The 16,093-nt window shown below is 56.9% G+C and carries 12 protein-coding genes and 1 pseudogene; 7 read left to right on the plus strand and 6 right to left on the minus strand.

Annotation, left to right across the window (positions count from 1 at the left end; genetic code table 11):
- Positions 1-40 precede the first annotated feature (40 nt).
- The 5 genes from XH81_RS04360 (at position 41) to XH81_RS04380 (ending at position 7,348) form a co-directional block, all read left to right on the plus strand.
- Entirely contained in the window at positions 41-1,177 is a 1,137-nt protein-coding gene (locus XH81_RS04360) for a DUF3616 domain-containing protein (RefSeq protein WP_271595922.1), read from the plus strand.
- Positions 1,178-1,341: 164 nt separating this feature from the next.
- Positions 1,342-2,292, plus strand: a complete 951-nt coding sequence (locus XH81_RS04365; RefSeq protein WP_271595923.1) for a hypothetical protein — start codon at positions 1,342-1,344, stop codon at positions 2,290-2,292.
- 1,469 nt (positions 2,293-3,761) lie between these two features.
- A complete protein-coding gene (locus XH81_RS04370; RefSeq protein ID WP_271595924.1) occupies positions 3,762-3,932 on the plus strand; it encodes a hypothetical protein in 171 nt (56 codons plus the stop codon).
- 200 nt (positions 3,933-4,132) lie between these two features.
- The gene (locus XH81_RS04375; RefSeq protein ID WP_271595925.1) at positions 4,133-6,664 is read left to right on the plus strand and encodes a hypothetical protein; all 2,532 of its coding nucleotides are present in this window, start codon (positions 4,133-4,135) and stop codon (positions 6,662-6,664) included.
- A gap of 96 nt (positions 6,665-6,760) precedes the next feature.
- The gene (locus XH81_RS04380; RefSeq protein ID WP_271595926.1) at positions 6,761-7,348 is read left to right on the plus strand and encodes a hypothetical protein; all 588 of its coding nucleotides are present in this window, start codon (positions 6,761-6,763) and stop codon (positions 7,346-7,348) included.
- A gap of 3 nt (positions 7,349-7,351) precedes the next feature.
- Here the strand turns inward: XH81_RS04380 and XH81_RS04385 are convergent, their stop codons facing one another.
- From XH81_RS04385 to XH81_RS04405, 5 genes and pseudogenes are all read right to left on the minus strand, one after another.
- The gene (locus XH81_RS04385; RefSeq protein ID WP_271595927.1) at positions 7,352-7,618 is read right to left on the minus strand and encodes an Arm DNA-binding domain-containing protein; all 267 of its coding nucleotides are present in this window, start codon (positions 7,616-7,618) and stop codon (positions 7,352-7,354) included.
- A gap of 294 nt (positions 7,619-7,912) precedes the next feature.
- A complete protein-coding gene (locus tag XH81_RS04390) occupies positions 7,913-8,593 on the minus strand; it encodes a hypothetical protein (RefSeq protein ID WP_271595928.1) in 681 nt (226 codons plus the stop codon).
- Positions 8,590-9,555 carry an STM4504/CBY_0614 family protein gene (locus XH81_RS04395; protein WP_271595929.1) on the minus strand — a complete coding sequence of 322 codons (966 nt, stop codon included), beginning with the start codon at positions 9,553-9,555 and terminating at the stop codon, positions 8,590-8,592. The genes XH81_RS04390 and XH81_RS04395 overlap by 4 nt, the downstream gene beginning before the upstream one ends.
- A 636-nt stretch (positions 9,556-10,191) precedes the next feature.
- On the minus strand, positions 10,192-10,983 hold the full coding sequence (locus XH81_RS04400) for a hypothetical protein (RefSeq protein WP_271595930.1): 792 nt from the start codon (positions 10,981-10,983) through the stop codon (positions 10,192-10,194).
- 262 nt (positions 10,984-11,245) lie between these two features.
- Positions 11,246-12,400 (minus strand): annotated as a pseudogene (locus XH81_RS04405) (IS3 family transposase).
- 35 nt (positions 12,401-12,435) lie between these two features.
- On the opposite strand from XH81_RS04405, the gene XH81_RS04410 reads away from it, so the two are divergent.
- A complete protein-coding gene (locus tag XH81_RS04410; RefSeq protein ID WP_271595931.1) occupies positions 12,436-14,025 on the plus strand; it encodes a WD40 repeat domain-containing protein in 1,590 nt (529 codons plus the stop codon).
- A gap of 129 nt (positions 14,026-14,154) precedes the next feature.
- Here XH81_RS04410 and XH81_RS04415 read toward each other — a convergent pair whose 3' ends face one another.
- The gene (locus XH81_RS04415) at positions 14,155-14,427 is read right to left on the minus strand and encodes a hypothetical protein (protein WP_271595932.1); all 273 of its coding nucleotides are present in this window, start codon (positions 14,425-14,427) and stop codon (positions 14,155-14,157) included.
- Positions 14,428-15,437: 1,010 nt separating this feature from the next.
- Between XH81_RS04415 and XH81_RS38685 the strand changes: the two genes are divergently transcribed.
- Positions 15,438-15,974 carry a tyrosine-type recombinase/integrase gene (locus XH81_RS38685; protein ID WP_442868189.1) on the plus strand — a complete coding sequence of 179 codons (537 nt, stop codon included), beginning with the start codon at positions 15,438-15,440 and terminating at the stop codon, positions 15,972-15,974.
- Positions 15,975-16,093: the final 119 nt, after the last annotated feature.

Consider the following 16,093-nt stretch of genomic DNA (forward strand, 5'->3'; position numbering starts at 1 on the left):
ACAATATTGAACGCAGGACGCGAAGGGGGAGGAAGCGATCATGACCAACCATTCATTGTGTCGTTCGCGCGGCCTGTCGCTGGTGAGTGCGATCATACTCGGTGCGGTGCTGTTGCCGACAAGCGGTCTGGTCCCGGCATGGGCGCAAGACCATTGGAAAGTCCATCAAAAGCTGCTCGGCAAGCCCAAGGACGTTCAGCCCGATACGATGGATAAGGCCAAAGACGTGAGCGGCATCGCGTGCGACACGACGAGCGGTTTTCCGCGAGTGTGCCTTCTCGTTGACGACGAGAGCCAGGGGACGCAGGTGGTCATTGTCAGGGACGGAGATCTTGTCGCCGGTCCCTTCATCCGCCTGATGTACGATACCTGGGACGATAAGCCCCTGGAGCTCGACGCCGAGGCGGTCGCGTATGCGGACGGCTCGTTTTACGTGATTGGCTCCCATGGGCGCCCGCGTCATCATCCCGAGGACGCCAAGAAGGAGGCGAAGAACAGGGCCAAGGCCGCGGCGACACGGCGCATTTTCCGGATCAGGTTCGCGCGCGACGCCATCGATCGGGAAACCGGCAACTTGAGCGGCGCCGTCGAGATCATCCCGTCAATTGAATTGGCGCGGCTGATCCCGAGAGAACCGGAACTGACGGCGGCGTTCGACCGCGAACTCGCAGACAATGGCCTGACGATTGAGGGCCTCGCGGTCCGCGGCGGGCAGCTTTATCTCGGCATGCGCGGCCCGGTCGTTTCGAATACCCCGGCGAGCGATTGCGAGGTGGACGGCACGGCCGCGGTCCTGGTCGTACCGATCGAGACCGTTTTCACCGGCGGTTCGGACCAAACCAACTTTAAGCATGTGGATCTGGGCCGCGACACGCACCAGCGGACACGAGGAATCCGGGACATGGCGCCGTATGATGGCGCCTTCCTGATGCTGGCGGGACCGGTGAACGATCCGCCAGACGGCACACCTATTCCGAAGGGCGACTACAGTATCTATCGTTGGGACGGCCACAGCCGCAAGGCGACGCTCCTCGCGGATCTGGGCGGCTTTCCGGAGAAAGTGAAGCCCGAGGCGCTCCTGCCACTCGACCGATCTGGCAACAGCGTGCGCGCGCTGCTGTTTTTCGACGGCCCCTCGGAAGGAGAGCCGACGCCGATCCGTTTCGACCTGCAATAGCTCGCCGAATGCGACTTGCTCCTGGCTCATCCAATAGCGGCTCTGTTCTTGCGAGTGACGCTTGAGTCTGCTCGATGGGGGTATGCACGTCCAATCGGTCCTAAAGGATAACTACCGCTTCACCGGAATGGGCTAGCGATCTACGTCACCGGAGAAATAGCACAATGGCCGGCACATTTTTCTCGGCTGCCGTGATGGCGACGCTTGCATTTGGGCTGATCAAGTGGGGCTTCAGGTTTGTAGTATGGTACACAAGAGATGAGGACCCCCTATTTCGAAAGAAGCTCGACAAACTATGGGACGCTCTTCAAGAGCGTACCGCCGTTCAGGTAACCCGATCGTCTCTCCAGCACGTCGCAAACAGTATGCAATTCTTTACGGGGTCCAGTAAGGGGATGTCCGTCGCAGTCCTCCTGTTTTTGGTTACAAACTTCGTAGCGATCGCCGTTGCCGCTGCTGTGTGGCGCTGCAATATTATTTACTTCACTCATGGCGAGACTTGCTCAAGCTTCTTCGCATACTGGTATTCGTGGCGCTATCCGGCTGCGGAGGAATTCTCAGCATGCTTCGCCGCGATGATTGGACATCTGCTGCTTATCAGTTTTGCGTCACTTCTCCTTTCACAGTGGCTCATCCGCTTAGCTGCATCTGCCGTACATCTGATTTTGTTGGTCGGCCTCTTGATGGGTGCCATTGCGGTCATTGTCATCGCGGGCTTCGCCTCGTGGTGGCTCTACGTTGCCCTCAATCAGTTCACTATGTGGCAAGGCGAGTCAGTGCCTTGCGTCGGAGAGTTGTCGTATTTCCTTTCCGACACCACTCGTCAGAAATTAGAACTTATGTCCAAAAGGGTCGACCGATATGTAAATTCATATCCTGGGTTTGGGATATATTGGGTTGGTGCTTGGCTCGGCGCCATCTCTGCATTCCCGCTTGTGGTAGCTCTCCTAGCAAGCTGCACTTTGCTGCTGATCCGTTCAATGCCAAGGCTACTGAACGACTTCCTAGTGAAGTGCCTTTATCTGATCTCAACAGATAAGGAGCCGGTGCTTAGCTATGTTGGGACCATCGCTGGTGGGATTGCTGCTATCGCTTCGTTCGTTGTTAGTTTGTAGCGATCACGCGAGCTCTTTTCATCAAACACAGCGCCGAAAGCACACCGGAGGGCCGCCCGCTGCGGCTGTTGCGGGAATGGCTGTCAATGCCGGAGCGAGGGCCGTTCGCCCGCAATGGTTACTTCGATGTGATAGGGAACTAGAGTGGGAAGCGTTACAGGGTCTACGTCGGACCTTGGCCAACGTTTTGTGAGATCGACGAAAGGAATCATCTGCAGAAGAGGATTCTGCTCATGCCGGCTCCCTGCCGATCGGAGACGTCATGCTCGCCCAGAAGATCGCGTTGGAGGCACGCGAAGCTGACGTGCTCGCTGTTGCAAATAGGTTCACTCCTAGCGGTTTCCATTTCAGGCAACCCCGACTGCTCGGCTGACGTCGCATCATTGCGCTTCGAGCGGTGGCGCAAGCTGCCTACCAAGTTGGTTTGAGCAATTGCTACTCGTTCCCTCGCATATCAACCGGCACGCTGCGTCGGACTTGGAGCTGATCGACTAAGTCTAGTGCTGGGTTTGATCCAACGCTTTGAGCAATGCGTGGAGAAACGCGCTAGCATGGTCGTACTCTGCATCGCCATCAGCTACGGCCCGCGAGCGTGGGCCCAGTACGCTACCAACCCTCTCTGCCCCGAGGGCGTCAGCGCGCTCTGACCACTGATCCAGAAGTTCTTCGGAAAGGGCTTGGCTCGACGTGAATAATTCAGCAGCCTCAATGCGCCGTCATGCTTGCTGTTGTGTCGGGCAACAGATGCATAGAAAGCAAATAAGCCTCGGAAATCCTCGCGGGATACTGCTCGCTGGGCCATGAACAATGCTCTCGTGAAAACAATAATCAGCGAATAAAATAGAAGCATACAAGTTTTTCAGCGACGCCGAGCATAACCAACTTAAATCACCACTCCAATAAAGAGGGCGGAATTTTTTTAAAATGTAAGTGCGGGAATAACCCCGCTCACTGATGCCACTTGCATTTTCCGGATGGCCGCCCGCCGGCACGGCCGCGTTCCGGGCGCGGAGGCGAGCTGATCCTCCCAATAGCGATCAAGCCGCAGATGCAGCGCCATGGCCTTGAGCGTCTGGATGGCGCATCAGCCGGCGCAGTGCTGCTCACGCGAGATTGCTGTCAAAACGTAGTTTTGTTTCCCGAATTGGCTGGTTGCTGCCCCGTAGGCCCAATCGGTCAGGTCTCCAGACTATTTCTACGTGCATCGCTTCCTAGTTGCGAAATCGACAAATCTAGCGTCTAATCTGTCTGCTTCATTCGTCCTTTTGGATTATCGAGGTATTTCAATCGGAGGACGCAGCGTTTGTTGCGGGCGCGTTGAGCATAGCAGGCACGCGCGCATGGACGTGCTTGGTCAGCTCGTTGGTACGACGCAACCGACGCTGCACTACCTCCCGCCAGAGCTTGGTCTTGATCGTCACTGTCGGACCGAAATCAAGGAGTCAATACCAAGACGAGGGGAGTATAAGATGGACTGGATAGAGCAGTTGCTGGGTTTTAGCCCTGATGGAGGTGACGGTACTACTGAGGCGACAATTGTTCTTGCCGCCTGCGTGGTTGTCGCAATTGTCATTTTTGCTCGTGTGCCCAAGGCAAGGGGCTACGTCCGAAATCTGTTAGGGCTGAAGCATCGCGCATGATTGCGGCCCAAGGCAGAAACGCGGTAATAGCAGATCCGAATTATTGAAATGACCGAAGGTGTCCCACCCGGTCCTCGATATTGATTTTTTGTCACTGTCGACTGCACGAGGGCAATTGCGCCGCGCAGCGTGTCGCACTCCCCAACGTGTGTCGTGAATAGAACCAGGTTGAGGTCGCCGGATAGCGCGAGGTCACTCAGATGAGCAAGTCGACAAAGCGGAAGCGAAGCTCCTCCTCGCCATCCAAAAAGCGATATGTGCGCAAGACCAAACGCACTGCTGCACGTGCCTCTCCCTCATTCAAGCCGCTAAAGCTTAATAAGCAAAAAGTCGCTGCAAAGAAGAAGAAAAAGAAGACAGATGGAAGCGGGCCACTTGAGTGGCTGCTCCCGATGCTAGAGTCGAGCTACACCCCACTGGAGGGGCGGGGCGCACCGTCCCGCTCAGTCACCACGACAACTGCAAGCAGTCTCGATTCAACCAGCACGACCCTGATCGCGCCGGCCCAGCCCACAATCTGGCGCGACGTCCTCCTCGAATACAAGCAACGCAAGGCCGCCGCAGTCGTAGGGCCGGCGGTGGCGCCGGGCGCTCCGCCGATGCCATTTGTCCCAGGTGCGCGCAACTGGCTCCCGTTGGGCCCGAGTGTTGTGATGGATGGCCAAACCGTCGGCAATCAGCCGGTTGCAGGGCGCGTCTCGCGTCTCGCGGTCGCGCCGGGCGGCGCGGTGGTTTATGCTGCCTCGGCTAACGGCGGCGTATTTCGTTCCGCGGATGGCGGAACAACATGGCGGTCCATGATGGACCGCTTCGACTTGGATCCCACGAATTTTGCCACAGCAAGCTTGGTCTGCGGTGCGATCGCACTTGATCCGACAGACCCGAACCGGGTCTATGTTGGCACCGGCGAAGGGGACACGCTGCAACTCTTCCGCTCTCGCGTAACGGGAGCCCTTCCAGCCTACCGCGGGCTCGGCGTGATCCGCACCGACGATGGAGGCGCAAGCTGGGTCGTCGAAGCAAGCTCGCCGGACCTTGCAGGCGAAGCTTTCTTCGCGCTCGCGATCGATCCCGGCAATCGCGAGAATGTCATTGGTGCGACGACCGCTGGACTCTACCGCCGTGTACCTCAGGCCGGAGGTCAATTCCAATGGGTGCAGGAGCGCACTGGAGTGCACACGAGCGTCGTTGCCGCATCAAGCGGCGGCGCTACACGGTTCTTCAGTGCGCAGTGGGGACAGGGTCCCTCTCGGTCAACGGTGGTGCATTCGGACGACGGCGGAGCAACCTGGGCTACCACCGGCACTAATTTCCCAACTACCAACGTTGGGCGCATAGCACTTGCCGTGCAATCAGATAAGCCAAATCTGCTCTATGCATTTGTTACAACTTCGAGCGGATCGCTCCAGGGCGTCTATCGCCTTGATGGCGTGACGCAAGCCTGGAAACCCGTTAACGCTGTGCCCAACGTCCTGCCAGGAGGTCAGGGGGCTTACGACCTAACGATCGTCGTTGACCCTGCCGATACCAACCTAATTTACCTTGGCGGCGATCGCATGGACGCCCCGCCGTGGGGCGGATCGGTCTGGCGTTGCACTATCCAGGCGAGCGGTTCGGCCTACAAGGTGAGCAACTCGGCATCGATCGGTACCCATGCCCACGCCGATATTCACGTCATTTGCCACACGCCCGGCGATCCGAACGAGCTGTGGTGTGGATGCGACGGCGGGGTATTTCTCAACCGCGCCCCCAAAGGCACCGGTGAGTTCGTAAGTCAAAATAATGGGCTCGCGTGCCTCTGCAGCAATTTTATCGCGCAGCATCCAACAGATCCCAACATCCTGTTCAGTGGCCTGCAAGATAACGGCACGGCGCGGACGTCGTCGGGGCCGATCTGGACGCACGTCAGCGGTGGAGATGGTGGCTACTGTTTGATTAACTGGAACACGCCTAATCAGGTGCTCGTGTACATGAACGGGGTCGTGTATCGCTCCACGACGGGAGGTACATCGCACGCGGGCTGGACGCCGGTGTGGAACTTCGGTTGGGCGACGATGACGCAGCCAATTGTCGGTGTGCCTTACAATCCATCAAACCCATCCAGCGCAGACTTGGTGGCGGTCGCGGCTGGTCAGCTTGTATATCTATCGAACAACTTCGCGAGCACTTGGCTCTCGCCGATCACCCTACCTGGTGGGGCTTCGACGGGTGACGCGTTCGCACTTGCATTTGCATCGACAAACCGTCTGTTCATTGGGACGACGCGCGGGCAAGTGTTTCGAGCAGATCGCTTGGGCAATGCATGGCAGATTACGCGGCTCGACGACGCGCCCGCCGCGCCGCTCGGAGTATCGGGCCTTATCACCGATCTTGCAGTGGACTGGGCCGACGCGAATGGCGGCTCCATCTATGTGGCCTTTGGAGGAATGGGAGACCGTCGCAGGGTTTGGCACTTCGACGGAACACGCTGGGAAGTCCGGAGTGGCGTCGGCGGAACCGGCCTCCTTGACGTTGAGCACAATGCTCTGGCCGTTGACCAGATAGCTCCCAACAACGTCTATGTCGGTGCTGATGTTGGCGTCTGGCATTCTCCCGACGGTGGTCTCAATTGGAATCCTCTGGAGAACGGATTACCCGATGCGCCGATATTCGATCTGCAGATTCACCCGACTCAGCGGTTAATGCGGGCGGCGACGCACGGGAGAGGCGTATATGAAATTTCGCTGCAATAAGGAAACATTGAGCATGGTTCAGGGCTACTAGACGTACGTATCGGCAAAGACAATGCAGCTCGGACCGAAACCCGAATCTTCGCTTCGCGGCGGGAGATGATTTGCGGCCTGATAGCAACGACGCTGCCGTTCGGCAGATCGGCCGCACCACAAGAGCCGGCTACACTTGGGTCCGCAGCGCCGTTTGTTGGACTTGCACTGCTGCAAGGCGCGATCAGTTATGTCGGAGGCCGGTTGTCGGCCAGTGCGCTAGGCGATCCGGTCATTTCGGATGTACAGTCCTGGTTCAAAAACGCCATCGCTGAATTGGAGGCATTTGTCTCTGCTGAACTACGACGTCAGCTGGATCAAAGAGCGATGGAGCAGATGCGCGCGGATTTGCCGGGCATCAACACCAATCTTTGTCAGTACTCGAGCCTGCGTGCGAGCAATCGGCCGCGTAACAAGTACCTCCTTGAAAGATGCGACATGACGACCGCAAGCTTGCTCCCGCTGTCGCTATATTACGATCAGGCGCTCTTTGTCACGACGATCGCAACTTACCGACTATTTACGCCGCCGAGGATATTTCGGCTATCGGGCGCTTCGCCAAGGGCGCAGCAAGGTCCTTTAGCAGCCACTTGTTTTTGGCGATGGTTGATTCGGCAGCATTTTCCGCGCGCATGCGCTCAAGGTACTCAGTAGCCACTACACCGAAGGTGTTTGCGGCTGCAATCGATGCGGCGCTGGGTCAACGCCGCCCGCCAGAACCGATCGCGCGTCATCTCGCTTCCGGCGTGCCTGCGCGATAGTCACGTCTGGGAAGGCCCCGAGCGAGAGCATCTTTTCCTTCCGGTGAAATTGATACCGGAAGCGCCAGAGCTTGCTCCCATTGGTTTCGATCAAAAGATGGAGGCCATTGCCGTCAGGGAGCTCACGGGGCTTCGCGGCCAGCACGCCAACTTGGGTAAGCATGGGTCGGCTCCTGCATTACACAGAGCACTTACCCAGAATCCTACCCAAAATTTCAGGTGCTGTCACCGGCGACGATGAAGCAGCATATACTGGGTAGGTGATTGAAGTTTCCAGGTTTTCAGGTTGCCATGGAGAGCTATGTAGCACCATGTAGAGGAGGTGCTGGTGCCCAGGGGCGGATTGCGCTGCCCGACGTTTTGAGCTTTGAAATACCTAGAGAAATTCTAGCAACCGTAGAGAATGTTTACCAGCAATGTTACCCAGGTGAGCCCTGTAAAGCCGCCCTTAATCGGGTCACTCCTCAATCTGGTTATAGTACTTAACAGTGATCATCTTTACGACCTTGCCTCCGGCCGGTCCTGGACGCCCTTCAGGCTTTTGCGTCCTCCATTCGATGCCCTTGGCCGTTCTCCTTTGCCTCCGACCACGAACTTTGAATAGGTACTTCAAGTCGTACTCCATAACGGCCAGCAAATCTTCTCGCATGGGCACTTCGTCGAACCGAACGAAGAGTCTCATCTTCTCCCCGGGAGCAGCGTGGCCTTGCCCCAGAATGGGAGCATCCAGGTCCTTACCGTTGACCGTCGCCCTGAGCGCGAATTCTGCGAATACCAAATCATCGCTATTGTTGACCAGATCTACGAACAGCTCGGCAGACACTTTGCCCGTAGTGCGATTAACCTCAAACTTAAGAGTGGGATCGCCGGCGACTGGTAGGCTGCCGATCGGAGGACGCGGCGCCAGTGCTTGCCGAAGCCAGTCACCCAGGTCCAGAACCAACCAGAGCACTAAAACGACTAAGCCAACAAACCCGCTAAGAAGCCAGCCGATTAGTTGTAAATCAAGGGCGGGCAATTCGAGGAAACGTTGCGCCACCCTGAGTGCCACGGCATCCAGTCCAAGCAGATACGCGAGCGCCCGAGTGATGAGGAATACGAACAATCCCGCCACGATGCTGGTGAGAATCTTTTTCATGGCTTTATCTCAGCAAGCCTCTTCTCTGCCTCGGCGAGGAACAGCACAGTCGCCGCCGTCATGTGGAGCACGTAGGAGACAAGCTCGTCAGGCACTTCCGGTGCAGGCCCAGCGCCAGCACCATGCCCCGCCTGTCTGTTGCGCGGTGTCGATATTGCCGACTCAAGCACGCTCCTGAGCCCATTGAAGTGAGCCTGCCAGTATGCCGGCATGAGATTATTGGACATGCAAACATTCACGAGGTCTTTGGCTGCTGCCTTTGGATCGAACGGCCATTTTCGTTTGGTGCAGATAACCTTCATGGTGCTCTCAAAGCACTTGTAGCAATCCACTAAAGCTTCCTGCTTCTTGCCATGCCTAAAGTGTTCATACGCGCTCAAAAACTCGCCCTGCGCATTATTGAAGGCCTTGCCGCGCAGAACGGTTAATGCAGGTACCACCACCTCTTTATGGACTAGTTGCGAATCGACACGAACTATCTGGCCATCCGTGTATTGATAGCCGACGCCATACTCCTTGAAGCGGGCGTTGAGTTCTTCAAGAGCTTCCTTCGCGATCTTTGCGGCCCTGTCGCCGCGGCCAGCGTAGTTAAACTCACCACACACGTTGTTAATGACTCTAAAGCTCAGCTCAATCGCATCAAGCACTCTTGCGGCGTCCTTCTCCGCCAAAAACCATTCAGTAAGCTCTCGTTGAGCGTCGCGAGGATCGTTCGGGTCCATGTAGCGCGAGACAAGCTTGAAAACACTGTATTCCCGACGGAGCACCTTTGCTATCTCATGATACCACTGCCGCATATCCTCAGAGTGCCATTCGCTCAAGCTCGGCTCACCGATGGCATCGCTCCAGATATGAACAACCTGGGTGCGAAGTCCTTCAGGTATTTCGTCGTAAGTGAAGACATCAGGCGTTTGGCCCAGCTCGCGCTTCCTGCGCTTCGAGTAGAGGTCGAAAACAGCCATCGTTCAGCACCTTTCCTTCACGCCAAGCATACCTCCGCGGCACTGAGTCGCGAACTCGATCAAAGGCGTCTCAACTAATTTTAGGGTGAAACCCCGCGAAAGGTAGGGCGTGGGAGCTGCAGCGCGACTTCCCCCGTATGCCCCGCCACGAGGCCGGAAGCGTGGAAGGAAACGTGCTTGCCTCCCGACCAGCGTTGCGCAGCGGTCTTACGCCTCAAGCCTCAGCAGCAGATTGGCCACCGAGGACGGATAACAGCGACCGCCACACGGGGTCATCTCGCAACCATTCAGCTCGTTGGCGATAGCCTCCAGTGTGACCGCACCCTTTGCCAGGATGGCTGTCACCACCTCCGCGAGGTCTCGGGCGCTTGGTCCGCGTTGGCGGTAACCGCGCGGCGATGGCCGCTGCGTTGCCCTTCCCCGCCCTACTTAAGGCCGCCGCCCATTCGGGGTGCTCGTACGCCTGAACCCGCGGTGCGCCTTCTGGCCGGTCTACGTGATGAGCTTATGTGCCACCTTGAGGGCTTCTTATCCGCACGCAACCTGACCGGATTGCGGGCCTGCCTGGAAGGGAACGGGAGGAAGGGTGTGACGATGGACCTATAAGCCACGTTTGGGAGGCTCCCGTGCGGGAAGTTACTCGCCAACTTGATCCCCATTTTGCTTGGTGACTTCAGCCGCCCGCGACCCTACCGGCTGGGCACCGGCTTGATAGCCAAGCAGATTGCGGAAGTCGGTTTGCAACTCTTTGGTGGCTGGTCCAGAAAGTCTCTCTATCTTCTCCTGAATCTCATGCAACTTCTTGGTCCTGTCTGCGCTCAGGTCTCCTCCAGGATTCACTCCGTAGAGAAACTGGAAAAATGCAAACTTCAACTCGTCAGATATGGCACGCACCTTCTCGGCGGCGGATTCTGGCAGATAAATCTCTTTCGTTCGAAATGCGCGAATGAACTCGTTTGTTGCCTTCGCCGCTTTGATTCCGCGCTCTTCTCGTGACGTGCCACCGGCTGGCTCAAAGGCCTTAGTATAATCGGCTGTCGCGTCTATTGCATCTCGGAGCAGCGCATGAACTTCTGCCAAGACCTCGGCACGCTTCAAGTGAAGATGAGAAAATTCGACATTCCGCTGGGCAGCAGCGATGGCCAGCTCGCTTTTCAGCTGTTCAATCGCGACATCACCTTGGGCTTTGCGTTGCGCTTTCAACCTCTCAAGCTGTGTATCGTTGCTCGCCTTAAGGTCGGCCTTTAGAACTTCCAGCCTCTCCTCATATTCGCTCTTGATCGCCGCTTTGATTTTCTGCGACAAATACGTTCTTGCGACCAAGACGCCGCCACCGGCACCAACGAAGCACGCCAGCGCATAGGTCCCGAGAAGTTCAAAAATGGCCATCCCGATATGCACGGCATTGGCCGCAGCATCCCCAGTCATCTGAAGCTCTCCCTAGCCATCCGGAATTCAAGATATCGTGCTATATTTGCTACCTTTGAACGATTCGCAATGTCCGGCGAGGCGCCGCGGTGAACTCACGAGATGAATTGCTTAAACGCGTGCGAGATGATGTCGATACTATCGGCGATCTCGTTCGACGCGCAAATATCCCCCTAGAGGACGTTCTCGATAAGACGAGCCTTGATGCCCTCTGTGATTCGTTGAGGCTTGATGAGCTGCTGCCGGTTTGATGGACACCCGGTTAAGCTAATCCCACCTTGCGCTCGAACTCAACCGGGCTGAGATAGCCGATGGTCGAGTGCCTGCGGGTCGTGTTGTAGAATCGTTCGATGTAGTCGAACACATCGGCTCGCGCCTCATCTCTGGTCCTGTAGGTTTTGCTCTCCGTCCGTTCGGTCTTGAGCGACGAGAAGAAGCTCTCCATCGCCGCATTGTCCCAGACGTTGCCGGAACGGCTCATGCTGCAGACGATGCCGTGGTCGGCCATTAGGCGCTGGAACTGCTCGCTTCTGTATTGGCTGCCCTGGTCCGAGTGGTGCAACAGCGCATCCGGCTTACCCCGCCGCCAGACTGCCATCAGCAATGCGTCTGTCACGAGCTGCGCCGTCATGGCGGCACTCATCGACCAGCCCACCACCCGGCGTGAGAACAGGTCGATCACCGCTGCGACATAGAGCCAGCCCTCAGCCGTCCAGAGATACGTAAAATCGGCGATCCACTTCTGGTTCGGCCGCTCGGCGGCGAATTGCCGGTCAAGGAGGTTCGCCGGCACGGTCTCGAGCTGCCGATCGCCGCTGTCCTTCGGAAAGCGTCGGCGTCGCGGCCGCGCCCGCAAGCCTTGCAGGCGCATCAGCCGTTCGATTTGATGGAGGCCACAGTCCGCCCCATCGGCGAGCAGATCACGCCACACTCGGCGCGCACCATAGGTGCGATCACTTGCCATGAAGCTGGCCTTGACCTTGCCGCCGAGCTCTTCGTCGCTGCGGGATCTGGCGCTGGGAGAGCGGTTCAGCCAGGCATGGAAGCCCGACCGCGAAACCCCCAGCGCATCGCATAGCCATGCCACCGGCCAAAATCGCCCGGTGCTTCGCGATGAAGGCGAACTTCATGTCGCTTCCTTCGCGAAGAAGGCTGCGGCCTTTTTTAGGATGTCCCGTTCGGCTTTCAGCTTGGCGACCTCACGGCGCAGCCGCTCGATCTCCTGCTGCTCCGGCTTCATCTGCCCGTGGCCTGGGAAGGCCTGCACTGGGTCGGAGCCGAACTCCTTCACCCATTTGCGCAGAACATTCTCATGAACATCCAGGTCGCGGCCGGCTTGCGCCACCGACACCCCACGTTCCCTGACCAGCTTGACCGCCTCGACCTTGAACTCGCGACTGAACTTCCGTCTCTTCATCGCCCACCTCCGGCTTCATGAAACACCTAATCTCGGTGTCCATCAAACCGGCAGCAGCTCATGAGCCAGATTATTGGAGCGAGGAATTTTTCGAAACGATCTTCATTATCCGAGATGGCCTCTATCAATTCCGGAATGATCTCCGCGACAAGGACAACGAGGAAGGCACCTACTCGGCCGAACAGCTGCTCTCTGCCATGGACCGATTGTATGCGGACCTAGAGCGGGCGATGCGGTCCTTGAACCCTGAGGTGATAACAAATGCCCAGGCAGAGATCGCTGCGCTTATGCGTACTCCGTATATTGACGTGCGGCTCATCCAGCAAAGCGTGTCGGAACTCAAGGACGATGTTAATGAGCTGCTCACTCGAACACACATAACGTACCAGCACTTTGAAGTTCATCTCATGCGCGTGCACGATGCTGAGGTGCTTCGTACAGCAAAATTGGTAGTGCAACGCCTGAGCGCCACTGCCTTCGCGATCAAGCTTTCACTGGAGCAGGATGTAGTCTACCAAGGCATATTCCGGTTCTTGCAGCAGGGCGCAGACAAGATCGTTGGTGAGCTGAGCAATCTCGCTGAGCACTTCAAGCGGGCATACAAGGATGAGCGCGAGTTCACTGAGGATCTTTCGTCGCTTGTCGACAAGGGCAGCAAGATTTCGAGAGATATCGCGAAGCTTCTGCATCAAGTTTTCAGCGATAAGCCTATCGAACAAAAGCAACTCCAACTTAAGACTCGGAATTCCTCAACTGGCGAACCGATGGTTTGCGCAACGCGGCTCGGCGACTCCAAAGTTGTCCTTGGCGGGAAGGACGGGTGGATATACGTTCTGGACGTTCAGACCGGCAAAGTTTCCGACCGTCACCGCATTGGTCACCAAACCATCAATTGCCTCGCTCGGTCTTCGATGGTTGTGGTGGCTGGAAGTCAAGACGGACTTGAGACCATCAACCCGGTCACTCTGGTAAGCTTGGAGTATGACTCAATCTATCAAGAGAACGTCTCTGCGGTAGCCATAGCCCCTTGGGGCGCCGTGAGCGGGACCCGGGATGGAATTGCAAGACGCTGGAGCTTGAATGAGGCCACTCTCTCGAAGTACGGCGCAGAAAACCTCAAGCTGGGCAGGAGCATTCAACGCATGAGCTTGCTCGGACAGGAGGTAGTGGTCGCAGCGGGGCAGAATCTCTTCTTCATCGACCATCACTTTGCGGCCGATCGTAAGATACCGATTGATTTTACCATTGTGGACATGTGTCCGATGGACCACACCAGTCTGATCGTCTGCGGCGAGGGAGCGCTCGCCCAAGTTAAGCTCTCGGCGGGCAAGTACACGAAATACATTGCAGCTTCAGAATCTGCAAAATACACGTGCGTTGCTGGTATCGATAGCAAGACCTTCTGTGCTGGAAACGACGATGGAGTGATCACCGTCTTCGATGTTGAGTCTGAGGCCGAAATAGGTGCGGCCAATGTCCAGTTTCCGCTTCGGGGAATGATCCGAGTCAACAATAAGCTGGTCGTTTACGGCGGAGGCTGGAGGGGCAAGGCGCAGAAGACCATCGCCGTTCTTGACTGGGAAGAGATTATTCACAGATCGAAGGAGTTCAATCCCGAGCGATAGGCGGTGTCCCACCCGCCCTGTCCTCGGTTAGCCTCCTCCGTTCAAAGTTTGATCAACCGGCAGGTCAACAACGGTCAATAAGCCTTCAGTTCGTGCTCGCCTCGCCCTGAAGAAGAATGAAGGAAGCGCTCAGCTTATCATCGTTGCCACCCCCTGAAGCACAGCAGCGGCGGCGGCAGCGATAGCAGCATACGCGCTCCAACGTGACTGTGCCCGCGCGGTGCCCGCCAGATCATATGGACGGCCATCCTTATCAAGCACGAAGTTGTCCCGCCGTGCCGTAGTCTGCCCATCAGCCCAAATTTCAACGCGTGCCGAATAGAGCCAAAGGCCAGCAGCAACGAATGCACAGCCGGCCGACGCTTCGTTGACCAAAATCGTCCAATTCACGTAAGCTTGCATATCGCCTCCTCTAACCCTCCTTCTTAAGTGAACTCGCGCTTCGCCTCAGCTACGAAGGACTCACAGAGGTCGACGAAGTCGCTAACGAACTCGACCGCCGGTTTGCTGGCCCAGTCAGGATCGGCAAAAAAGAAACTTTGTTTCTGCGTCGATGGAGATGGCTGCAGGGTCGCGCTTGGGGGCGCCGACCCGGAGTTGCGTGTCTCAGTTGACCCATCTGCTCGGGTGATATTCATCGTTAGCGTAACGGTCATTTCAATAGATGTATCTATTTTAAGGTCAACGTTGGCGGTTGTTTCCTCGGGCGCCTGATGAAGAATGAAGTTCCGACGATTATAGAAGTACTCAAACGTGGGTAACCCGTTAAACTGCCTCCACGCTGTGTCGTGCCACGTCCTGTAACTACCAAATTTTGGAGCGAGTTCCTGACGCAAGTGCTCTACCGCCGCACGTGCATATACAATGGCGGCCTCCAAGTTCGCCGAAAATGGCATACGATCGCTTAATACAGATGATGCCCTTTGCAGCCTTCGCGCTTCGCTCAGAAAGTGCCGTGCCTTTGACAGAGTTAGTTCCGCGGCCAATTGCATATGCGCACTCATCGATCCTGAATTATTGATGCGGACAAATACTGCGTCTCAGTTCGATTGGCTACTGCGTTTGGATTGCTAGCGCGGCCCGGCCTCAATTCAGTTTAGGAGCGGCAATCTGAGAGGTCACCTCGTGGCGACGGCTTTCAAATCTCCCCCGTGCCCTCACCCAACTTGTTTGAACAAGGGCTCTCGCCAACGAGCACGGTCAACCTGTTTCCCGCCCTCCCTAGTCTTCGTGACAGATGTCACCTGCGCAGCCTGCGCTATATATCGAGCAGAATGAGCATCCAACAGGATCGCAGGCGAGACCAGTTTCCCACGCCCCTTCAGTGAGTCAATTTGACTCATACCCTCGTATCCTACTGTTAGTAAAATGTGCATTCTTGGAACAGTCTCCGGCAGCAGAAGCCCAAACGAATGAAGAATTCTCACCTCAAACTAGTCGCGCCGAACGCCGTAGATCGAACAGTCACGGCCAGGCGACTTCCCAACAAGGTGCTCCGGACGCGAGAGCATCTCACGGAGGCGGAAGTGGCAAAGATCATTGAGGCCGCCAAGACCAACCGATGGGGACACCGCGACGCTACTATGATGCTTGTCACCTACCGGCATGGTCTCCGGGCCTGCGAGGTGGTCGACCTCCGCTGGGATCAGGTCGACTTCCCTACTGCAACGCTACATGTCCGGAGGGTCAAGCGCGGTACCCCGAGCACACACCCCATCATGGGTGATGAACTGCGCTCACTGCGTCGTCTCCAAAGGGAGCAATCCCCCGCCTCACCGTTCATGTTCACCTCCGAGCGCGGCGCACCATTCGGGACAGCAGGGTTCGCCCGCATGGTCGAGCATGCCGGTCAAGCAGCCAAACTGCCCTTTAAGGTTCATCCCCACATGTTGCGACATGCGTGCGGCTATAGAGCTAATTTAGTTCGGCTCAATTCGGGGTTGATCTGATCCCAACTTGCAAATCGGACAAATCGTCGAAGGTAATGGAAGCCAAATGCGATTGATCAAGCCGCACTTGTAGCTCAGCCATCGCTGCGTCCTCGAGTTGCGGGCGAAACGTGGACGGA

Source organism: Bradyrhizobium sp. CCBAU 25360 (assembly GCF_028128695.1).
GTDB lineage: Bacteria > Pseudomonadota > Alphaproteobacteria > Rhizobiales > Xanthobacteraceae > Bradyrhizobium > Bradyrhizobium ottawaense.